The sequence below is a fragment of the Herbiconiux sp. 11R-BC genome, assembly GCF_049472555.1.
Classification (GTDB): Bacteria; Actinomycetota; Actinomycetes; order Actinomycetales; family Microbacteriaceae; genus Herbiconiux.
The window spans coordinates 90,933-111,858 of sequence record NZ_JBCEBO010000006.1 but is presented as its reverse complement, the minus strand read 5'-3'; the positions used below and the strand labels follow the sequence as shown (position 1 = coordinate 111,858).

General features: G+C 72.1%; 21 protein-coding genes and 1 tRNA gene. 10 read left to right on the top strand and 12 right to left on the bottom strand.

The features are described 5' to 3' along the window. The first annotated feature begins 10 nt into the window (after window positions 1-10). The 5 genes from VD659_RS14715 (at window position 11) to VD659_RS14695 (ending at window position 3,427) form a co-directional block, all read left to right on the top strand. Window positions 11-81, top strand: a tRNA-Cys gene (locus VD659_RS14715). Window positions 82-146: 65 nt separating this feature from the next. After that, on the top strand, window positions 147-554 hold the full coding sequence (locus VD659_RS14710; protein ID WP_423261822.1) for a TOBE domain-containing protein: 408 nt from the start codon (window positions 147-149) through the stop codon (window positions 552-554). Next, window positions 551-1,396: a molybdate ABC transporter substrate-binding protein gene (modA, locus tag VD659_RS14705; protein WP_423261821.1), complete on the top strand. Its 846-nt coding sequence runs from the start codon at window positions 551-553 to the stop codon at window positions 1,394-1,396. Before VD659_RS14710 ends, modA begins: the two co-directional genes overlap by 4 nt. 55 nt (window positions 1,397-1,451) lie before the next feature. Further along, window positions 1,452-2,372: an ABC transporter permease gene (locus VD659_RS14700; protein WP_423261820.1), complete on the top strand. Its 921-nt coding sequence runs from the start codon at window positions 1,452-1,454 to the stop codon at window positions 2,370-2,372. Then, window positions 2,369-3,427, top strand: a complete 1,059-nt coding sequence (locus VD659_RS14695; RefSeq protein ID WP_423261819.1) for a sulfate/molybdate ABC transporter ATP-binding protein — start codon at window positions 2,369-2,371, stop codon at window positions 3,425-3,427. Before VD659_RS14700 ends, VD659_RS14695 begins: the two co-directional genes overlap by 4 nt. Window positions 3,428-3,479: 52 nt before the next feature. Here VD659_RS14695 and VD659_RS14690 read toward each other — a convergent pair whose 3' ends face one another. Next, on the bottom strand, window positions 3,480-4,037 hold the full coding sequence (locus VD659_RS14690) for a CDP-alcohol phosphatidyltransferase family protein (protein ID WP_423261818.1): 558 nt from the start codon (window positions 4,035-4,037) through the stop codon (window positions 3,480-3,482). Next, a complete protein-coding gene (locus VD659_RS14685) occupies window positions 4,034-4,249 on the bottom strand; it encodes a hypothetical protein (protein WP_423261817.1) in 216 nt (71 codons plus the stop codon). Before VD659_RS14685 ends, VD659_RS14690 begins: the two co-directional genes overlap by 4 nt. Before the next feature lie 53 nt (window positions 4,250-4,302). Here VD659_RS14685 and VD659_RS14680 point away from each other — a divergent pair, with 53 nt between their 5' ends. Continuing rightward, window positions 4,303-4,635, top strand: coding sequence for an STAS domain-containing protein (locus VD659_RS14680; protein ID WP_423261816.1), 333 nt, complete (start codon window positions 4,303-4,305; stop codon window positions 4,633-4,635). Then, window positions 4,628-5,053 carry an ATP-binding protein gene (locus VD659_RS14675; protein WP_137837039.1) on the top strand — a complete coding sequence of 142 codons (426 nt, stop codon included), beginning with the start codon at window positions 4,628-4,630 and terminating at the stop codon, window positions 5,051-5,053. Before VD659_RS14680 ends, VD659_RS14675 begins: the two co-directional genes overlap by 8 nt. Window positions 5,054-5,064: 11 nt before the next feature. Here the strand turns inward: VD659_RS14675 and VD659_RS14670 are convergent, their stop codons facing one another. The 3 genes from VD659_RS14670 to VD659_RS14660 form a co-directional block, all read right to left on the bottom strand. After that, a complete protein-coding gene (locus VD659_RS14670) occupies window positions 5,065-6,261 on the bottom strand; it encodes a PP2C family protein-serine/threonine phosphatase (protein WP_423261815.1) in 1,197 nt (398 codons plus the stop codon). A gap of 18 nt (window positions 6,262-6,279) precedes the next feature. Beyond that, window positions 6,280-6,768 (bottom strand): nitroreductase family deazaflavin-dependent oxidoreductase, encoded by a 489-nt coding sequence (locus tag VD659_RS14665; protein ID WP_423261814.1) that lies wholly within the window; start codon window positions 6,766-6,768, stop codon window positions 6,280-6,282. 97 nt (window positions 6,769-6,865) lie between these two features. Continuing rightward, a complete protein-coding gene (locus VD659_RS14660; protein WP_423261813.1) occupies window positions 6,866-7,816 on the bottom strand; it encodes a phospholipase in 951 nt (316 codons plus the stop codon). Window positions 7,817-8,128: 312 nt separating this feature from the next. Here VD659_RS14660 and VD659_RS14655 point away from each other — a divergent pair, with 312 nt between their 5' ends. Continuing rightward, complete coding sequence (locus VD659_RS14655; protein ID WP_423261812.1) at window positions 8,129-8,884, top strand: NAD(P)H-hydrate epimerase; 756 nt, start codon at window positions 8,129-8,131, stop codon at window positions 8,882-8,884. Between the two features lie 40 nt (window positions 8,885-8,924). On the opposite strand, the gene VD659_RS14650 is transcribed toward VD659_RS14655, so the two are convergent. The 3 genes from VD659_RS14650 to VD659_RS14640 form a co-directional block, all read right to left on the bottom strand. Then, window positions 8,925-9,443 (bottom strand): MarR family winged helix-turn-helix transcriptional regulator, encoded by a 519-nt coding sequence (locus VD659_RS14650; protein WP_423261811.1) that lies wholly within the window; start codon window positions 9,441-9,443, stop codon window positions 8,925-8,927. A gap of 60 nt (window positions 9,444-9,503) precedes the next feature. Continuing rightward, a complete protein-coding gene (gene ligD, locus VD659_RS14645; protein WP_423261810.1) occupies window positions 9,504-10,535 on the bottom strand; it encodes a non-homologous end-joining DNA ligase in 1,032 nt (343 codons plus the stop codon). Between the two features lie 71 nt (window positions 10,536-10,606). Continuing rightward, window positions 10,607-12,151: an SPFH domain-containing protein gene (locus tag VD659_RS14640; RefSeq protein WP_423261809.1), complete on the bottom strand. Its 1,545-nt coding sequence runs from the start codon at window positions 12,149-12,151 to the stop codon at window positions 10,607-10,609. 109 nt (window positions 12,152-12,260) lie between these two features. Between VD659_RS14640 and VD659_RS14635 the strand changes: the two genes are divergently transcribed. Then, the gene (locus VD659_RS14635; protein ID WP_423261808.1) at window positions 12,261-13,226 is read left to right on the top strand and encodes a class I SAM-dependent methyltransferase; all 966 of its coding nucleotides are present in this window, start codon (window positions 12,261-12,263) and stop codon (window positions 13,224-13,226) included. A 75-nt stretch (window positions 13,227-13,301) separates the two neighbouring features. On the opposite strand, the gene VD659_RS14630 is transcribed toward VD659_RS14635, so the two are convergent. The 3 genes from VD659_RS14630 to VD659_RS14620 all read right to left on the bottom strand — a co-directional run bounded on the left by VD659_RS14630 (window position 13,302) and on the right by VD659_RS14620 (window position 17,865). Further along, the gene (locus VD659_RS14630) at window positions 13,302-14,033 is read right to left on the bottom strand and encodes a hypothetical protein (RefSeq protein ID WP_423261807.1); all 732 of its coding nucleotides are present in this window, start codon (window positions 14,031-14,033) and stop codon (window positions 13,302-13,304) included. Between the two features lie 77 nt (window positions 14,034-14,110). Next, window positions 14,111-16,762 (bottom strand): phosphoenolpyruvate carboxylase, encoded by a 2,652-nt coding sequence (locus tag VD659_RS14625; protein ID WP_423261943.1) that lies wholly within the window; start codon window positions 16,760-16,762, stop codon window positions 14,111-14,113. Between the two features lie 83 nt (window positions 16,763-16,845). Continuing rightward, on the bottom strand, window positions 16,846-17,865 hold the full coding sequence (locus VD659_RS14620; protein ID WP_423261806.1) for an LLM class flavin-dependent oxidoreductase: 1,020 nt from the start codon (window positions 17,863-17,865) through the stop codon (window positions 16,846-16,848). Between the two features lie 57 nt (window positions 17,866-17,922). On the opposite strand from VD659_RS14620, the gene VD659_RS14615 reads away from it, so the two are divergent. Continuing rightward, window positions 17,923-19,719: a DEAD/DEAH box helicase gene (locus VD659_RS14615; protein WP_423261805.1), complete on the top strand. Its 1,797-nt coding sequence runs from the start codon at window positions 17,923-17,925 to the stop codon at window positions 19,717-19,719. A 76-nt stretch (window positions 19,720-19,795) separates the two neighbouring features. On the opposite strand, the gene VD659_RS14610 is transcribed toward VD659_RS14615, so the two are convergent. Further along, window positions 19,796-20,923, bottom strand: coding sequence for an acyl-CoA dehydrogenase family protein (locus VD659_RS14610; RefSeq protein WP_423261804.1), 1,128 nt, complete (start codon window positions 20,921-20,923; stop codon window positions 19,796-19,798). Window positions 20,924-20,926: the final 3 nt, after the last annotated feature.

Below are 20,926 nucleotides of genomic sequence, written 5' to 3'. Positions count from 1 at the left end.
CACCACATCCGGCGCCTTGGCGGAGTGGCTACGCAGCGGCCTGCAAAGCCGTAGACACGGGTTCGAATCCCGTAGGCGCCTCTCGAACGAGTTCGCGGTCTCCCGTCGGACGAATACTCCGCAGATGCGGGCCTAGACTTGTTCTCATGTCTCAGATACGGATCAAGGATGCTGCGGGCTTCCTCGGCGTCAGCGACGACACCGTGCGTCGCTGGATCGACACGGGCGTGCTCGAGAGCGCGAAGGACGCCTCCGGCCGCAGCGTGGTCGACGGCCTCTCCCTCGCGCAGCTCGCCCGCAAGAACGCGGTGCTGCCGGCGGACCCCTCCGAGATCGGGCGCTCCGCCCGCAACCGCTTCGTGGGCGTGGTCACCGAGATCACCCTGGACACCGTGATGGCCCAGGTCGAGCTGCAGTGCGGCCCGCACCGTGTGGTCTCCCTGATGTCGAGCGAGGCCGTGCGCGAGCTCGGCCTCGAGCTCGGCTCCGTCGCCGTCGCCGTCGTGAAAGCCACGACGGTCATCATCGAGACCCCGGGAAAGGTTCAGGAATGAAGCAGCAGCATCCTCGTCGTCTGTTCGCCGCGCGCCTGGTCGTCGGCCTCGCCGCCACCGGCGCCGTCGTCGCCGCGCTCACCGGATGCGCCCCCGCCACCGCCACCGCCACCGCCACGAGCGCCGGCACCCCCGTGGCCACCGCGAGCGCGACCCCCGCCCTCTCCGGCAGCATCACCGTCTTCGCCGCCGCGTCGCTCAAAGCCACCTTCACCGAGCTCGCCACCGAGTTCGAGGCGGCGAACCCCGGCACCACGGTGGCGCTCACCTTCGCCGGCTCCTCCGATCTCGTCACGCAGATCACCGAGGGCGCCCCCGCCGACGTCTTCGCCTCGGCCGACACCAAGAACATGAAGAAGCTCACCGACGGCGGCCTCATCGCCGCCTCGGCCCCGGTCGACTTCGCCACCAACGTGCTCGAGATCGCGGTCCCGCCGTCGAACCCGGCGAACATCGCGAGCTTCGCCGATCTCGCGAAGCCCGGCGTCAAGACCGTGATCTGCGCCGCGCAGGTGCCCTGCGGCGCCGCCACGGTCACCGTCGAGCAGGCCACCGACGTCACGCTCGCGCCGGTGAGCGAGGAATCCTCGGTCACCGACGTGCTCGGCAAGGTCACGAGCGGCGAAGCGGATGCGGGGCTCGTCTACGTCACCGACGTCACCTCGGCGGGCAACAAGGTGCAGGGCATCCCGTTCCCCGAGTCGAGCCAGGCCGTCAACACCTACCCGATCGCCCCGGTCACCGCCTCGAAGACCCCGGAGCTCGCCCAGGCCTTCGTCGACTTCGTGACCGGGAGCGCGGGCCAGGGAGTGCTGCAGGCCGCCGGGTTCGGCAAGCCCTGAGCATCCGCCGTCCGGCTGAGCACCCCCGACCGACCCGCACCGACTGACCGCACCGATGGCCGCCTCCGCATCCTCACGCACCACTCAGGGATCCCGCGCCCGCGCCCTGCGCGCGCCGGCCCTGTACGGCGGCGTGCCGCGCTGGATCCTCGCCGTCGCGATCGTCGGCGCCCTCTTCGTGGTGGTGCCGTTGGCGGGAATGGTCGTGCGGGTGAACTGGGGGCAGTTCGTCCCGCTCATCACCTCGCCCTCCTCGCTGGATGCGCTCTGGCTGAGCCTGCGCACCTCGCTCGCCGCGACGGCGCTGTGCGTGGTCCTCGGTGTTCCGATGGCGATCGTGCTGGCGCGCACGCGGTTCTGGGGGCAGAAGATCCTGCGCTCGCTCGTGCTGCTGCCGCTCGTTCTGCCGCCGGTGGTGGGCGGCATCGCCCTGCTCTACACCTTCGGTCGCCGCGGGCTGCTCGGCCAGAGCCTGAGCGTCGCCGGCATCGACATCGCGTTCTCCACCACCGCGGTGATCCTGGCCCAGACCTTCGTGGCGCTGCCCTTCCTGGTGCTCAGCCTCGAGGGCGCGCTGCGCACGGTCGGCACCCGCTACGAGGCCGTCGGCGCCACGCTCGGCGCCGCGCCCACCACGGTGCTGCGACGCATCACCCTGCCGCTCGTGCTGCCGGCACTGCTCTCGGGCGCCGTCCTCTCCTTCGCTCGCGCGCTCGGCGAGTTCGGGGCCACGCTCACCTTCGCAGGGAGCCTGCAGGGCGTCACCCGCACGCTCCCCCTCGAGATCTACCTGCAGCGCGAGACCGATCCCGACGCAGCGGTGGCGCTGTCGCTCGTGCTCGTGGTGGTGGCGATCGTCGTGGTGAGCGTCGCACACCAGGCCGGGGAGGCCTCTCCCCTGCGGCAGGCGCGCCGGGCGCGCCGGGATGCGCGCCTCGCCGAGACCGCAGAGCCGTCCGAGGGAGCCCCGTCGTGAGCCTGCAGTTCGCCGCCCGGGTGGGCGCCCGTGGCTTCGACGTCGAGCTCGAGCTCGCCGAGGGCGAGACCGTGGCCGTGCTCGGCCCGAACGGGGCCGGCAAGTCGACGCTGCTGGGCGTGCTCGCCGGCCTGCTGCGCCCCGACTCCGGCCGGGCCGTGCTGAACGGCGAGCGCCTCTTCGACATCGCCGGGAGCGGCCGGGGGCCCTGGCTCCCGCCGCACCGCCGCGGCATCTCCCTGCTCGCCCAGGAGGCCCTGCTCTTCCCGCACCTGAGCGCGCGCGAGAACGTGGCCTTCGGGCCGCGCAGCCGGGGGCGCGGCAAGGCGGCCTCCACGGCACTCGCCGAGGAGTGGCTCGCCGAGGTCGACGCCGCCGCCCTCGCCGAGCGCCGGCCGGCCGAGCTCTCCGGCGGCCAGGCCCAGCGCATCGCCGTGGCCCGGGCCCTCGCCGCGGAACCGAGACTCCTGCTGCTCGACGAACCGATGGCGGCGCTCGACGTGGCCGTGGCGCCCGCTCTGCGCCGGATGCTGCGCCGCGTTCTCGCGAACCGCACCACCCTCATCGTCACCCACGACATCCTCGACGCCTTCACCCTCGCCGACCGGGTGGTGGTGATGGACGGCGGCCGCGTCGTCGACGCCGGCCCCACCCGAGCGGTGCTCGACCGCCCCACCAACCCGTTCACCGCCGGTCTCGCGGCGCTCAACCTGCTCACGGGGCGAGGAGGAGCCGCGGGCGAACTCGTGACCGAGGACGGGCTGCGGCTGCGGGCGGCGAGCGAGACGCCGCTGGCACCGGATGCGCGGGCCGCGATCGCCGTGCGCCCGGCGTGGGTCTCGGTGCAGATCGCGCCCCCGGCATCCGGCTCCGGGCTGCAGGTGGTTCCGGGCACGGTGCTCGATCTCGAACCGCGCGGAGACGTCGTGCGGGTGCGCACCGAGCTGATCGCGGCCGATCTCGCGCCCGGCGAGGTCGCGGCGCTCGACCTGACGTCCGGCACGGCGGTGTGGTGCGGGTTCGCGGCGGAACGGGCGCTCGCCTACCCGCTCTGAGCATCCGCCGGTGCGTCGCATCCAGCGGTGCCGGCTGCCGGGGCGAGCGCCGCTACGGCACCCGGCTCGGCTCGGGCTCGGCCCGCGGTCCGCGCGCGGTCACCCAGGTGTACTCGAGGTTCGCCACGGCGTGCAGAACGCAGCCCACGCCCACCACCGCGAGCGCAGCCGCGCCGAGCAGCGCATCCTCCGGCCAGAACGACTGCACGAGCAGCAGCAGCGGAAAGCCCACCATCAGCAGCACGGTGCGCACCCGCCCGAGCGTGCGCACTTTCACGATGCCGGGCTTCTGCACCAGCACGGTGACACCCAGCAGCAGATCGCTCGCGAGCAGCACGAGCGCCATCCAGAGCGGCACCAGCCCGGCGACGACGAGGGTGACGCAGACCGCGAGCTGCGAGACGCGGTCTGCCACCGGATCGAGCTTCTTGCCGAGCTCGCTCACCTGGTCGAAGCGGCGCGCGATGAAGCCGTCGGCCCAGTCGGTGATGCCGAGCAGGACGAGCGTCAGCAACGCCAGCAGCGGGGTGTGGAACACGAGCACCAGCACCACGAAGAGGGGCGTCAGGATGACCAGGCGCCCGATCGAGATGGCGTTGGGAACGGTCACGCGTCGGGCAGTGCCTCGGCGGTGATGATGGTGCCGGTCCAGCCCTCCTGGGCGGCGATCACCCCGGTGAGCTCGGCGTTGATGTAGAGGGTGCCGCCGTCGGCGCCCGCGGAGTGGAAGTAGGAGTCGTTGAACACCATGTCGCTCAGCACGACCTTGACGTTGGGGTAGGTCTGAACGATGCGCGCGATGGCGCGTTCCGGGTCGGACACCTCTCCACCTTTCGCTAGCCTGGGAACAGCTTACTTGTAGGGGGTCACGGTCTATGGAGTTCTCCACGGAATCGCTCGGCGACGACACCGTCGTCGTGCGCGGCGACGGGCGGCTGAACATGGTGTCGGGTCCGCCGATGCGCGAGGTGGTCAAGCGCTCGATCGACGCGGGGCGCCCGCGGGTCGTGGTCGACCTCAGCCGCGTGCCGTTCATGGACTCCTCCGGGCTCGGCGCGCTGATCAGCTGCCTGAAGTCGGCCCGGGAGGCCGGCGGCGACCTCCGCATCGTGAGCCCCTCGGCCCAGGTGAGCATGGTGCTGAAGCTCTCCAACGTCGACAAGATCCTGACCCCGTTCGCCAGCGTCGAGGAGGCCGCCCGTGAGTGAGGAACGCAAGAGTCTGGTGTTCAGTTCGCCGCCCGGCGACGTGGATGCAGTGCACGAGTTCCTCGAGACCGTCTGGGCCGAGAACCCCGAAGTGGGCGAATTCGACCGGATGGCGTTCGAGACGGCGCTCATCGAGCTCGCGTCGAACGTCATCCAGCACGCCGCCGGCGACGGCGGGGTCACCTGCGTGCTCTCGGTGACGGCCGACGAGAACGGACTCTCGGCCTCGCTCACCGACACGGCGGACGCGGGCGGCATCGTTCTGATGGACCGTGAGATGCCCGACGAGCTGTCGGAGTCGGGCCGCGGCATCGCCCTCATCCAGGCGCTCGTCGACGAGCTGCGCTACGAGCGGGTCGACGAGCGGAACGTGTGGTCGATCAGCCGGGCGCGCGAGGCGGGCGAGCCGCAGCTCTGAGCCGGACGGCCTCAGGGCCGCCGTGTCACGACGACGACGGTCACGTCGTCGCCGGCCGCGCCCGCTGCCGTGAGCTCGGCGAAGCGGGCGACGGCGTCGTGCGGGCCGCTCGCCGCCGCGATGATCGCCGCGATCGGACCGAGCGAGTCGAGCGAGCCGTCGAAGAGGTCGAGCAGGCCGTCGGTGAACGACACCAGGCTCTCGCCCGGTCCGAGCGCTGCCGCTCCGCGCGACCAGTCGCCGTCGGCGACGATGCCGATCGGCAGGCCCGTCGTCTCGAGACGCTCGAACGACCCGTCGGTGCGCACGATCACGGTCAGGCCGTGGCCCGCATCCGCGTAGTCGAGCCGGCCGGTCGGAACGTCGATGACCGCGTGGAAGAGGGTGGCGAAGCTGCCCGTCACCCCGAGATCGGCGGCGAGCTGCTGATTGACCCCGGCCACGGCCGCCACGACGTCGTCGCCGGTGCGCGACTGGAAGGCGGACCGCACGGTGGCGGCCATGATGGCGCCGGCGGTCCCCTTGCCCATCACGTCGGCGAGCGTGAGCTCGATGCCCGTACCGGAGCCGTGCCAGGAGTAGAAGTCGCCGCCCACGTTCTTGGCGGGCAGGCACACGCCCGCCACGTCGTAGTCGGGCCAGCTCGGCTGCCCCTTCGGCAACAGCCCCTGCTGCACCTCGGCGGCGCGGTCGAGGTCGGCGGTGTCCTGCAGCTCCCGCTCGACCCAGAGCCCCATCTCGTCGAGCAGTCGCTGCTGCTCGTCGCCGAACTCGCGTGTCTCGGTGTCGACGAGGCACAGCGTGCCCACGCGGTAGTCGTCGCCGAGGCTGAGCGGCCGGCCGGCGTAGAAACGCACGTGGCGCTCGTCGGAGACCGCGGAGCGGCGCGAGAAGCGCGCGTCCTTCGTGGCATCCGGCACCACGATCATGTCGGGCTGCTGCACCGTGATGGCGCAGAACGAGTCGATCAGGTCGATGCTCGCCCCGGTGCCCGTGGGCTGCGGCGACTTGGTGTACTGCCGGGAGTCGTCGATGAGGTTGATCTCGGCGATCGGCACGTGGAAGAGCTCGCGTGCGATGCGGGTGATGCGGTCGAACCGCTCTTCGGCGGGCGTGTCGAGCAGGTCGAGACGCTCGACCGCCGCCACGCGGAGCTGCTCGTAGCGGTCGGTGTCGCTCAGCGCAATGTCGTCTGCTTCGGGCCCCATGCCCGCAAGCTTAACAAGTCACGCCGGGTGGGGCGTGAGGCGGAAGATGCGCAGAGTGCGACCGGATGCGCGCTCGTAGCCCCGGTAGCCGGGCCACTGCCGCTCGATGGAGGCCCACACCGCCTCCCGCTCGTCGTCGCCCACGAGCTCGGCCCGCACGGCGATGCGGCGGCCACCGAGATTCACCCAGGCCTCGGGATGCGCGAGCAGGTTGGCGCTCCAGGCCGGGTGCGCGGCGCCGGCGAAGTTGCTGCCGGTCACGAGCATCCGGCCGGCCGGCTCGGGGCAGTACATCAGCGCGGTCTCGCGCGGGAGGCCTGACTTCGCGCCCGTGGTGTGCAGCACGAGCGAGGGCACGAGCAGGCCGCTCAGCTGCACCCGGCCGCGGGTGAGCCAGGCCATGCCGCGCTCCAGCGGTGGCATGACGGTGGGGCCGACGCGACGGAAGAAGCGCGAGCGCGAGAATCGCGCCACGACGGAGCGCACGCCGTGCAGAGGTGAGGGCATGCCTCCATCGTGACGCGAATCTGCAGGAATAGCGGGGAGCGACGCCGTATTCGCGTCGCTCCCCGCTATTCCTGCAGAAACGGGAGACCGCGGCGGATCAGTACCAGTTGACCGACTGCGAGTGCGACCAGGCCGAGCAGGGCGTGCCGTAGCCGCGCGCGATGTAGTCGAGGCCCCAGGTGATCTGGGTGATCGCGTTGGTGGCCCAGTCGTCGGCGACCGACGCCATCTTGCTGCCGGGCAGCGACTGCGCGATGCCGTAGGCGCCGCTGCCGGCGTTCTCGGCCTGGTAGTTCCAGCCCGACTCCTTGGTCCAGAGCGAGTCGAGGCACTGGAACTGGTCGGAGCCCCAGCCGTACTGGTCGGCGGCCATCTGCGCGGCCACCGAGCGGGCGCCGTCGGGCGTGGCGGAGAGCGCCTGCGCGTCGGCGGCGGCCTGCGCTGCGGCCGCCGCAGCGGCAGCAGCCGCAGCCGCAGCATCGGCCGCGGCCTTGTCGACGGCGGCGGCCTGCGCCTGAGCGCTGGTCGTGACGGTCTGCGCGGTCGTGGTCAGGGTCTGCACCGTGGTGGTGTCGAGGTAGGGGTAGTTCGCCAGGGCGGCGATCGACGACACGAGCGGCGCCGTGTCGACCTTGCCCTTCACCGAGTCGAGCACGCTGCCCGCGGTGGCGACGGTCTTGGCGGCCCGCGCATCCGCCTGGGCACGGGTGGTCTCGAACAGGCGGGTGCTCGCGTCGGAGCCGCTGTCCTCGCCCGCGCCGACCGTGGCCGCCGGGCTCGAGGCGATGGTGGTGCCCACCGAGACGGTCTGGGCACTCGCGGTGGCCGGATGCGCGAAGGTCGCGATCGACACGAGCAGGCCCGCGGCCGCGAACGCGGCGATGGGGGCGATGGCCTCACGGCCCTTCGAACGGCGGCGCCGGGGGCGGAGCGAGGCGGCCGCCACGGCGGCGAGGGGATCGAGAGCGGAGCGGCTGGAATCGGTGGAGCGGGTGGAATCTGTGGGGCGGGTGCCGCCGGAAGCGGCGCGGTGTGGAGCGTTGAGCATGTTTTCCCAGGGTTCGGCCAGTGGGTGCCGGCGCACGAGGCGCACGGAAGGCACTCCTGCCGCGCGGCTCGCTCCCGGGCGGGCACGTCGGAACACCGGCAGACCCGGGTAAGGAGGTCTGCGCGGAGCCGCAGCAGTTGGCGGTGACGGTCGATGTCGGTTGCGGCGATCCCGTCAGGATGTCGCGGCAGCGCTCGCGGGGCCGATGATCGGGATGCCCCGGGCGAACGATTGAAGCTACAAGTATGTGGGGTCATTCTGAGAGGTTTCTCCACGCGGGCACGCGGCGGCGCCAGGGTCCAGGATGGAGCCATGATCAGCGGATACACGGCACAGCAGCTGCGCGACGCCGAGGCGCCGCACCTCGCCGCCGGCGAGCCCCTGATGGCGCGCGCGGCCCACGCGCTCGCCGAGCAGGTGCGCCGCCTGCTGCCCGAGGGTCGGGGCCGCGTGCTGCTGCTCGTGGGCGCGGGCTCCAACGGCGGTGACGCGCTGTTCGCCGGAGCAGAGCTCGCGGCATCCGCACCGGGGTCCGCAGCCGGGGAGTCGATCGAGGTGGACGCCGTCGCCGTGGGGTCACGGATGCACGGAGCCGGTCGGGAGGCGGCCCTCGCCGCCGGGGTGCGCGAGCGGGAACCCGACGACCGGCTGATCGGCGAGCTGAAGCGCGGGGTCGCCTACGACGTGGTCGTCGACGGCATCCTCGGCACGGGCACGGGCACGGGCACGGGCACGGGCACGGGCACGGGCACGGGCACGGGCACGGGCGGATCCTCCCCCGCTCTGCGAGGCGTCGCACGCGACGTCGTGCGCGCGCTGCTCGCGGCACCGGAGCTGCCGCCCGTGGTGGCCGTCGACATCCCGAGCGGCATCGACCCCGACAGCGGCGAGGCGGCCGACGAGGTCGTGCTGCCTGCGCAGCTCACCGTCACCTTCGGCGGCATCAAGGCGGGCCTGCTCCGCGGCCGCGGGCCCCGGCTCGCGGGCGAGGTCGTGCTCGCGCCCATCGGCATCGAGCCGGAGCTCGCGGCGATGACGCCGGCGGTCGAGCTCGACGACGACCGCTGACGGCTCGGCCCTCGACGAGCGCCCCTCGGGCGAGCCGACCTCAGCGTCGCTCGGGCACGGCCTCTCGGGCCGTTCCGACGGCCTCGGCCATGCGCTCGAGGAAGCCGATCACGACGGCCCGCTCCTCGGGCCCGAGGTCCTCGGCCACCCGGAGCATCCGCTCGTGCGCGTCGCCGAGTGCTGCCCGCACGTCGCGGTCGGCGCTCTCCGTGGGCACCAGGATGAGGGCACGCCGGTCGGTCGGATGCGGCTGCCGCTGGATGTGCCCCGACTTCTCGAGCCGGTCGATCAGGGTGGTCGTCGAGGCCGAGGAGATCTCGAGCGCCTCGGCGAGGTCTTTCGGACTCACGAAGGCGCCCGACTGACGGCCGCGGATGATGTGACGCACCGCGAGCACGTCGTTCTCCCCCATCTGCATCGTGCGGCGCGTGCGCGCACGCATGTGCACCTCGGCGCTGCGGTACTGCCGGAGGGCCTGCAGAACGTCGACGGCGGCGCGGGCAGTGGTCTGCGCGGTGTACCAGAAGTTCGACGTCGAGTCGTCGCCTGCCTCATCCATACGCCCAACTGTAGACGGATTCGCGGCTCCGCTCGAAAGGATCGTAACTAGCTTAGCTAGCTACATCTGTCGATCGGGCTTCCGGGCCCGGCTCGGCTGCACCCGCGGTGGCTCCCCGGGCATCTTCGGGAAGTCGGGCGGAAAAGGCAGCTCTCCGAGGCCGGAGGAGAGATCGCGCTCCCACCAGCCGAGCAGCAGGTCGATCGTTCCGGGCGAGTCGTGCAGTCCCGCCCAGGGGTCGCCCGTCGCGGCCAGCCGCTCCGGGACGGTGAGGATCGTGAAGGCCGCCGGGTCGGCGCCCTCCAGCTCCTCCCAGGCCAGCGGGCACGACACCGGGGCGTGCGCGAGAGCGCGCGGGCTGTAGGCGCCGGCCATGGTGCGGTCGCGGTTGGCCTGGTTGAAGTCCACGAACACGCGCCGGCCGCGCTCCTCCTTCCACCAGTGCGTGGTGACCGCGTCGGGCATCCGGCGTTCGAGTTCGCGGGCGGCGGCGATGACGGCGTGCCGAACCTCGAGGAACTCGTGCGTGGGCTCGATCGGCGCGAACACGTGCAGCCCCCGGTTGCCGGAGGTCTTCACGAAGGCGGTGAGCCCGGCCTCGGCGAGCAGCGCGCGCAGCGCGAGGGCGACCGGCACGGCGTCGGCGAAGTCGGTGCCCGGCTGCGGGTCGAGGTCGATGCGCAGTTCGTCGGGGAGGTCGGGCGCCTCGGCGCGCGAGGCCCAGGGGTGGAACACGACCGTGTTCATCTGCGCCGCCCACACCACCGCGGCCGCCTCGTCGAGCACGAGCTGCGGATGCGTGCGCCCGCTCGGGTAGACCACCGGCACCGCGCGCACGTAGTCGGGCGCTCCTTTCGGCGGATTCTTCGAGAAGAACTGCTCGCCGTCGATGCCACCGGAGAAGCGCTGGAGCGAGACCGGGCGGTCGCCGTTGGCCGCGAGGAAGGCGGGCGCCACCGCCACGAGGTAGGCCGCGAGATCGCGCTTAGTGATGCCGGGCTCCGGCCAGATCACCCGCGACGGGCTCGAGAGCCGCACCTCGCGCACGCCGTGCGGCCCGTCGATCTCGAGAACCTCGGCTTCGCTGGCCATGCCCTCACGCTACTCGCCCGCTCGCTCCGGCGGGCGAACTGCGTCACTCGGCGGGCGTCATCCCGCCGGCGTCACTCGGCCGGCGTCGCCTTCGCCTTCGGACGCACGGCCACCGCTCCCCCGCGCTCGGCGAAGGCCTGCCCTGCCGCCGCGCCGGTGGCCCGGCCGGTCACGATCTCGGCGATGTCGATGCCCACGAGATCCTTCACGATCTGCATCGAGGAGGCGAGCTGGCTCGAGACGCTGCCGCTGACCTGCTCGGTGCCGTGGCCGTCGCTGGAGATGATGGTCATGTTCGAGATGGCGGCGAGCGGCTCGGATGCGGCCCGCACGATGTCGGGCAGCTGCCCGATCACCTGCTGCCGCAGCAGGTCGTCGGCGCGCTCCTCGAGCGCATCCGCCTGCGCCCGCGTGGCCTCGGCCTCGGCGGCGCCCTTCACCCGGATGGAGTTCGCCTCGGCCTCGCCCTCGGCCCGCAGCGCCTCGGCGGCCGCGATCCGGCGGTTCTTCTCGGCGACACCCTCGGCCTCGAGCGCCTCGGCCGCGCTGCGACGGCGGTTGCGCTCGGCGATGCCCTCCGCCTCGACCGCCTCGGCCTGCGCCTTGCGGCGGTCGCGCTCGGCGTTCGCGGCAGCCACGCTGGACGCGGCATCCGCCTGCGCCTTCTTCTCGATCGAGTACGCCTCGGCGTCGGCCACGGCGCGGATCTCGGCGTCGAGCTCCTGCTTGCGGAGGCCGACGCGCTTGCCCGCGGTGATCTCCTGCTGCGAGATGACCTCCTGCTGCGAGATGGCCTCGGCGAGCGGCTTGGCGGCGGAGGCCTCGGCGCGCGCCTTGTCGGTCTCCTTCTGGATCTCGGCGTTCCGCAGGTCGAGCTTGCGCTGCTGCTCGGCGACGGCCTGGTCGGCGGCGATGCGCGCCTCCTCCGAGGCCTGGCGGGCCACCGACTCGGCCACTTCGGCGACCTGCTTCACGCGGGCGGCCTCGGCGCGCCCGAGATCGCGGATGTAGCCGTTGTCGTCGTCGATCTCCTTGATCTGGAGGGTGTCGATCTGCAGGCCCTGCACGTCGAGCGACTCGCGCACGGCGTCGAGCACCTGGCCCTGCAGCGCCTGCCGGTTGGTGATGATCTCCGTCACCGTCAGCTGGCCGACGATCGACCGCACGGATCCGGAGAGCACCTCCTCGGTGGAGGTCTCGATCTGGTCCTGCTGGTTCAGGAAGCGCTGGGCGGCGGCGCGCACCATCGACTCCGAGCCGCCCACCTTCACCACGGCGACGGCGTTCACCTTGATGGTGATCGCATCCTTCGTCTGAGCCGTGGCCTGCACGTTGAGCTGGCGGCTGCGCAGGCTCAGCTTGAAGTGCGCCTCGACGATCGGCTTCACGAACACGCGCGAGCCGAACACCACCCGCTGCCCCGCGTTCTCGGTCTCCTCGAGCGCGGAGTCGCCCGGCTTCACGGCCTTCTGACGGCTCGTGACGATGATCGCCTCGTCGGGCTTCGCCACCTTGATGCCCCGCAGCAGCGTCAGCAGCACGATGAGCAGCACGATCACCACGACGGCGACGATGACGGCGGTGAGGAGGGATTCGAACGAGAACGGAGAAGTCATGACGGCCCTTCGTCAGGTGTAGACACGAGTTCTCAGTATGCCCGAGGTGTTCACAGGGGCGTGATCCAACTGTGCCAAGATGGGGCCGCCACCGAACACTGGAGGACACATGGCGTCAGAGGACATCGACAGCACCGTTCCGCCCGTGAGCTCTTTCGTGCAGAGCCTGTCCGACGCCGAGACGCTCGAGGCCCTGCCCCCCGTCGCCGATCCGGTGAACCGGGCGCCGCTGAACCCGCCGCAGCGCATCCAGCAGAAGTTCGTGGGCTCGAGCTACCAGGCCGCCTACTCCGAGGCCGAGCGCTTCGTCGACCGCGCCTTCGCCTCGTGGGCCGAGGGCGACATCCAGACCCAGCGGGTGCTCGACTTCGGCTCGGGCTGGGGCCGCATCACCCGGATGCTGCTGCGCCGTCTGCGCGCCGACCAGATCTGGTCGAGCGATGTCGACAGCGAGATGACGGTGCTGCTGCACAGCACGCTGCCCGGCGTCAACGCGGTCACGAACTCCCCCTGGCCGCCGAGCGTGTTCCGAGACGAGAGCTTCGACGCCGTCACGGCCTTCAGCGTGTTCTCCCACCTCTCGGAGGAGGCGCACCGGCAGTGGGCCGCCGAGTTCGCGCGGGTCACGCATCCGGGTTCCAAGGTGTTCATCACCGTGCTCGAAGACGACTTCCTCGGCCTGATCGTGGGCGCGCAGGCGGCCGTCGCGGCCGGCACGCCGACGCCGTTCGACGTCAACATCGCCGAGCTCATCCCCGACGCCACTCGCGCGCAGGCCCTCGCCCGGCAGGGCGAGTTCGTCTACGCGGGCGGCGGGGCCGACGACGACGGGCCGCGCAAGCGCTCGTTCTACTCCTGGGCCGTCGCCCCGCGGTCGTGGGTCGAGACGGTCTGGGGCGAAGCCGGGTTCACCGTCATGGAATGGGTGCCCACGGGCGAGCTCTTCGACCAGGCCATGGTCGTGCTGCAGCGCCGGGCTCCTGAGCCGGCCGCTCCGGGTCCGGGCCTCCTGCACCGCGGCGCCCGCAAGATCGGCCGCGGCCTCTCGAAGCTGCGTCGGCGCACGGGCGTCTAGCCTCCGGCCGACGTTGACCCGCTGCCGCTGCCGCCGCCGCCGGCGCCGGCGCCGGCGCCGGCCGGCGGTTGCCGGCTAGCCCCAGGTGCCGCTCGGCGAGGCGTACTCCGGAACCGGGGTGTACGACCAGTGCGCACCGTTGGCGTAGTGGCTGGTGGCCCATGGCGAGGCCCAGATGGCGGCCTCGATCTGGTCGGTGGGTGCCGAGGAGGCGAACCCGGCAACGATCGCCGAGTAGCCCGGGTTGCCGTGCAGGGCGTTGCCCACGTTCTGGGCGGCGGTGACGAGGGTGTCGTAGCTGCCCAGGCCGCTGCCGCCGCCGGAGCCCCAGCCGTTGTTCAGCGGGTTGTTGCGCAGCCACCAGTCGTCGGGGCCGTTCTCCTGGCGCATCCAGCGCATCATCACGGTGACGTTGCTGTCGCTCATCGGGAAGCCGGCGAGGAACAACACGAGCTTGGCCCAGTCGCGGTTCGTGGAGCCCTTCGAGAGCGTCTCGACGCCCGAGGTGGCGGTGTAGTCGTCACGGAACACGGAGGCCGCGGCGACACCGCCCGGAACCGCGAGCGTCTGCACCTCGAGCGGCGCCGTCGAGCCGGCGAAGCTGGCGCCGGGGAGCGGCGCGATGGCGGTGAGCGCCGTGAGCGCGAACACGGATGCCGCCGCGCACACCACGACGGCCTTGTTGATGCGGCGCGGCCGGCCCGACGCCAGCGGCCTCGGGCTCGGACTCGGCCGAGGCGCACGCGGCTCCGCGGGCAGACGGGTGCCCGTGGCGCTGGGGTCGGTTCGCGAGTAGTGGGTGGCCATGAGAAGGGGTCTTCGCCGGTGATGCGGGTCGGCGCGTCACCAGGTCACGGTACCAGGCCTCGCCTGATGCCGCCCGATCAGCCCGTGTTCTGGAGACCGGCCGCCACGCCGTTGACGGCGAGCAGGAGCAGTCGGTGCGGCGCATCGGCCGGGTCGGTCGAACCGGTCTCGCGCACCGAGCGCAGGGCGCGCAGCTGCAGCAGGGACAGGGCGTCGACGTAGGGGCTGCGCAGGCGCACCGCGCGCTTGAGCACCGGCCGGTCCTCGAGGATCTCGCGGTGCCCGCTCGTGCGCTGCACCCACTCGCGGGTGAGCTCCATCTCCTCGAGCACGAGCGAGGCGAGGTCGTCGCGGTCGCCCAGGGCGAGGTAACGCTCGGCGATGCGGCCGTCGGTCTTCGCCAGCGACATCTCGACGTTGTCGATCATCGAGGTGAACAGCGGCCAGCGCGCATACGCATCCTGCAGCACCGCCTCGTCGCCCACGGCGGCGAGCGCCGTGCCGAGGCCGAACCAGCCGGTGAGGTTGATGCGCGCCTGGGTCCAGGCGAACACCCACGGGATGGCGCGCAGGTCTTCGAGCGACTCCACCGAGAGGCCGCGGCGGGCGGGGCGGGAGCCGAGCGCGAGCAGGCCCACCTCCTCCATCGGCGTGACCTGGGCGAACCACTGCGCGAAGCCCTCGGCCTTCACGAGCTCGAAGAAGCGCAGGCGCGAGGCCTCGTCCATCGTGGCGGCGACGCCGGCGAAGGCCTCGGCCGCGGCCCGGTTCGACTCCTCGTTGGCGGGGCTCGACGCCAGCAGGGTCGCCGCGGCCATCTGCTCGATGTGCCGGGCGGCGATGGTCTTGTCGCCGTACTGGGCGAAGATCACCTCACCCTGCTCGGTGAGCTTGAAGCGGCCGTCGACCGATCCGGGCGGCTGCGCGAGCACGGCCTCGTTGGCCGGCCCGCCGCCGCGGCCGAGGGCGCCGCCGCGGCCGTGGAAGAGCGTGAGGGTGATGTCGTTGACCTTCGCCCACTCCGCGATGCGCGACTGGGCGGCGTAGAGCGCGAGCGTGGCCGACACCGGGCCGACGTCCTTCGAGGAGTCGGAGTAGCCGAGCATCACCTCGAGCTTGCGCCCGGTGGCGGCCAGGCGCGCCTTCACGGGCTCGAGCTCGATCATCTCGGCCAGGATGCGCGGGGCCGCCTGCAGGTCGTCGAAGGTCTCGAACAGCGGGATCGCATCCAGCACCGGGGCGGCCTCGGCCGAACCGAGCGCGGCCTCGGCGAGTGCGTAGACGGTGGCGAGGTCGGCGGAGGACTGCGTGAACGAGACGATGTAGCGGCGGGCCGCGTTCACGCCGTAGCGGTCCTGCAGGAAGGCGATGGTGCGGTAGACCTCGAGCACCTCCTGGGTCATCTCGCCCAGCTCACCGCCGGCGCGCACCTCTTCGAGGGCCTGACGGTGCACCTTCGAGTGCTGCCGCACCTCGAGCTCGGCGAGGTGGAAGCCGAAGGTCTGCACCTGCCAGATCAGGTTCTGCAGCTCCCCGTTCGCGCTGCGGTCGGCGCCGCCGGCGCGCAGGGAATCCTGCAGCACGGCGAGGTCGGCGAGTAGCTCGTCGGGGCGGCCGTAGGCGAGCGGGGCCTCGTCGAGGCGGGTGGCGGCGATGCGCGCGGCCACCACCATGAGCACCCGGCGGTGCGGTTCGTTCGGTGCGCGCTTGCCGATCTGCGAGGTGATGTGGCCCGCGAGACGTTCCTGTTCGGCGGCCAGCGCGAGCAGGGCATCCGTCGGCGGGGTGTCTTCCTCGTCGAGCGTGAGGGTGCGGCCGATGCGGCTCGCGGCGTGCTCGAGACCGAGCAGCACGTGCTCGGAGGCGATCGCGGCGGCCGACTTGGTGACGGCCGCGGTGACGAAGGGGTTGCCGTCGCGGTCGGCGCCGATCCAGCTGCCGAGACGCAGGAAGGCGGGGGCCTCGGCCGGACGACGGCCGGCATCCTGGCCGAGCAGCCAGTCGTCGAGCAGGCGGTAGACCCGCGGAACCACCTGGAACAGGGTCTGGTCGAAGATCGACATCGCCGTGCGCACCTCGTCGAGGGGCGTGGGGCGGGTCATCCGCAGCGGCGAGGTGCGCCAGAGCACGTCGATCTCCTCGAGCAGCCGGCGCTCGTTCTCGACGAGGGTGATCGAGCCGGGCTCCGCGGCCTCGCGCAGTTCGAGCAGTTCGCTGATGCGCCGGATGGCCGAGGCCACGGCCCGGCGGCGCGCCTCGGTGGGGTGCGCGGTGAAGACCGGGTGGAACCGCAGCTGCTGGAGGCGGTCGGCCGTCTCCTCCGCGCCGAGCTCCTCGGTGAGGCGCTCGAGGGCGGCCGGCAGCGAGTCGGCGCGGTCGGCGACCGGCCCCGCGGCCGCGCGGGCACGGAGCACCCGCACGCGGTGGTGCTCCTCGGCGAGGTTCGAGAGGTGGAAGTAGCAGGTGAAGGCGCGCGCGATCTGCTCGGCGCGCTCGTGGCTGAACGACTCGACGAGCGCTTCGGCGTCTTCGATCGAGGCCTCGCTGTCGCGCTCGTAGGCGGCGATCACCAGGGTGCGCAAGCGCTCCACGTCGGCCAGCAGGCTCTCGCCGCCCGCCTCGGTGAGCACGCGGCCCAGCAGGGCGCCGAGCAGGCGCACATCGGCGCGCAGGGCCCGGTCGACCTCGTCGCTGACGTGCTGGCGGGAATCGTCGCCCCCGGTGTCCATGGTGCGTCCGGAGGGGAGTTCGGAATCGTTGTCCACACGCTCACGGTATCGCCCGGGCACGCCCCGAGGAAAATCGCGTGCGCCTAGGCCGCGGGGCGCCAGCCCAGCGCCGGGCCGAGAGCGCCGGCGAGGTCGGTGAGGATCTGCAGATAGTCGTCGGGCTCGAAGCTGAACGGCAGCGCGAAGGCCACCTCGTCGACGAGCCGGAACCCGGCGTCGTCGTAGAGCCGGGCCGCGATCTCGTCGGCGGGGCCGATCAGGTCTTCGGCGAAGAGCATCCCGCGCGGACCCTGCGGCACGCCCACCCGGCCGCTCCGCGAGGCCACGTAGTCGCGGTAGCGCGACTTCTGCGAGGCCGTGGCCGAGTCGGTGGGGATGACCACGAGACCCTGCGAGACCCGGGCGGCGCCGGCATCCGGATGCGCGGCGCGGTACGCCTCGATCTGCGCGGCCTGGTTGGCGGCGAAGTCGCTGCCGTTCTCGGCCACCACCACGCTGCTCGTGAGCAGGCGGAAGCCGTTCTCCCCCGCCCAGCGAGCGGAGCGGAGACTGCCCGCCCCGTACCAGATGCGCTCGGCGAGGCCCGGCGCGTGCGGTTCGACCCGCGAGGAGTACTCCTCGATGCCCTCGCGGCCCGAGAAGTCGGTGACGGTGTCGCCGCGGAGGAACCCGCGCAGCCGCAGCAGGCGGTCGTAGCCGAGATCCTCCAGCTGCCAGGTGCCGGGGTAGAGGGCGTCCTTGTAGTCGTCGAAGTGCATCGGTGTGCCCGTGCTGAACCCGGACTGGATGCGCCCGCCCGAGAGCACGTCGACCGTGGCGAGGTCTTCGGCGAGGCGCAGCGGGTTCTCGGCGCCGAGGGGTGTCACGGCCGTGCCGAGCTCGATGCGGCTCGTGCGCTGGGTGGCGGCGGCCATCACCGCCACCGGGGACGAGATGCCGAATTGCAGGTGGCGGTGCCGCAACCAGGCGCTGTCGAAGCCCAGCTGCTCACCGAGTTCGATGATGCCGAGGGTGGTCTCGTGACCCGCGGCCGGATGCGCGGGGTCGAAGAGACCGATGGTCAGGAATCCGAGACGGCGGAGCGGCTGAGACGAATCAGGCATAGTCTCCACAGTAGGGTCTCCCAGCCTCGGCGCCGCCGAAGGACTACCGTGGGGGTTATGGCATCTTCCGCGCCCGCCGAAACGGGCGAGACCGAAACATCCAGCACCGAACTGACGTTCGCCGACCTCGGTCTCGACACCGCCGTGCTCAAGGCACTGAAAGACGTCGGCTACGAGACCCCCTCGGCCATCCAGGCCGCCACCATCCCCCCTCTGCTCGCCGGACGCGACGTGCTCGGCACGGCCCAGACCGGCACCGGCAAGACGGCGGCCTTCGCGCTGCCCATCCTCTCCCGCCTCGACCTCGCGCAGAAGACCCCGCAGGCGCTCGTGCTCGCGCCCACGCGCGAGCTCGCGCTGCAGGTCTGCGAGGCCTTCGAGCGCTACTCCGCGCACCTCAAGGGCGTGCACGTGCTGCCCGTCTACGGCGGCCAGGGCTACGGCGTGCAGCTCTCGGCGCTGCGCCGCGGCGTGCACATCGTGGTGGGCACCCCCGGCCGCATCATGGACCACCTCGAGAAGGGCACCCTCGACCTCACCGAGCTCAAGTACCTCGTGCTCGACGAGGCCGACGAGATGCTCAAGATGGGCTTCGCCGAAGACGTCGAGACGATCCTCGCCGACACCCCCGACTCCAAGCAGGTGGCGCTGTTCTCGGCCACGATGCCGGCGCAGATCCGCCGCATCTCGCAGAAGTACCTGCACGACCCCGAAGAGATCACGGTCAAGACCAAGACCACCACCTCGGCCACCATCACCCAGCGCTACCTCATCGTGTCGTACCCGCAGAAGGTCGACGCGCTCACGCGCATCCTCGAGACCGAGAACTTCGAGGGCATGATCGTGTTCACCCGCACGAAGAACGAGACCGAGACCCTCGCCGAGAAGCTGCGCGCCCGTGGCTACACCGCTGCCGCCATCAACGGCGACGTCGTGCAGGCGCAGCGCGAGCGCACCGTCAACCAGCTGAAGTCGGGCAAGCTCGACATCCTGGTGGCCACGGATGTCGCGGCCCGCGGTCTCGACGTGGAGCGCATCAGCCACGTGGTGAACTACGACCTGCCGATCGACACCGAGTCCTACGTGCACCGCATCGGCCGCACGGGCCGCGCCGGCCGCACGGGCGACGCCATCAGCTTCGTGACCCCGCGCGAGCGCCGGATGCTCACCTCGATCGAGAAGGCCACCCGCCAGCCGCTCACCGAGATGAAGCTGCCGAGCGTCGACGACGTCAACTCCACCCGCCTCGCCCGCTTCGACGACTCGATCACGGCGGCGCTGGCCGATCCGGAGCAGATCCAGCTGTTCCGCGACATCGTGGGCCACTACGTGTCGCATCACGACGTTCCCGAGGCGGATGTCGCGGCGGCGCTGGCCGTCGTCGCCCAGGGCGACACGCCCCTCCTGCTCTCGCCCGAGGCGGAGCGCGCCCAGCGCTTCGACCGCTTCGAGAAGGACGACCGCGGCGAGCGCATCCGCCCCGACCGCGACGACCGGGGAGACCGCGGCGGCTACGACCGCGGGGCCCGCGGCGACCGCCCCGACCGCGCCCCGCGCGGCGACGGCGGCCCGAAGACCACCTACCGCATCGCGGTGGGCAAGCGCCAGAAGGTGGAGCCCCGCCAGATCGTGGGCGCGCTCGCGAACGAGGGCGGCCTCGGCCGCGGCGACTTCGGGGCCATCCAGATCCGGCCCGACTTCTCGCTCGTCGAGCTGCCGGCGAACCTCTCGGCCGACACCCTGCGCCGCCTCGAGAACACCCGCATCAGCGGCAAGCTGATCGAGCTCCGCCCCGACAAGTTCGCCTCGGCCAAGCGCGAGGACCGCCCGCCGCGCCGCACCTACCGCGACTGACGCTGACGGATGCGGAAATAACGAGGAGCGACGCCGTATAGGGCTTCGCTCCTCGCTATTTCTGCATCCGCTGAACTCACACCGGCTCGCTGAGCACCCAGCCGCCCACGATCTCGGCGCTGAAGGGCACCGAGTAGGCCATCAGTGCGCCCGCCTGCGCGTCGCGGAAGATGCGCTGGATGGGCGAGCGAGCGAGGTACGCCCCGCCGCCGCCCACCTTGAGCGCGAGCGCCGCGGCCTTCTTGGCCACCTCGTTCGCGAGCATCTTGGTCTCGGTCGCCGCGGCCATCACCTGGGGGTCGCGCTGGTCGGCGAGCCAGGCGGTCTGCTCCACCAGTAGCCGGGCGGCACGCAGCTCGGCCCACACCAGCGCCGTCTCCTGCTTCACCCAGGAGGCCTCGGCGAGCGCCGGGCCCGGCCCCTTCACCCGCGACGCCGACTCGGTGAGCGCGTCGATCGCCGACTCGGCGATGCCGATCGAGAGCGCTCCGAAGCCCACGGTGATGAGGTTCGCGTAGTCGGCCGGCGGCGGGCCGCAGAGCCGGTCGCGCGCGAGAAGCGTGCTCTCGAACAGGATGGTGCGGCTGCGTGTGGCGCGCATCCCGATGGTCTGGTCGATCGGCGGCAACGACATCGTGTCGTCGCGGTCGACGCCGAAGAACGCCGGGCCGCCGTCGACGCGCACGTTGAGCAGCAGGTGGTCGGCGGCCTCCACACCCGAGACGAAGAGCTTGCGGCCGGTGAGGGTCCAGCCGGTGCCGTCGGTCGCCGCGGGGGCGTCCTGCTGCGAGGAGAGGAAGTGGTTGCCGCCGGCGGGCTCCGAGAGCGCGTTCGAGAAGCGGTCTCCGGCGCGCAGGCGCTCGGCGAAATAGGCGGAGGCCGCGGGCTCCGACATGGTGACGAGCCCGTGGGCGGCGCCGATGTGCATGAGCCACACCGCGGCGACGGCCGGATGCGCGTGCGCGAAGGTGCGCACCACCTGCACCAGGGTGGCGTACGACAGCGCTTCACCACCGGCCTCCTCCGGCAGGAAGGCGGTGTCGAGCCCCGAGGCCGCGATCGCGCGCAGGTGCTCGATCGGCAGCTCGCCCGACTCGTCGTCGGCGGCGACCGTGGCGCGCATCCGCTCGGCGAGTCCGGCGGCCACCTCGAGCCAGGGCTGCTCGGAGGCGGGGATGACGACGGGCGAGGGTCGGGTGAGCATCGG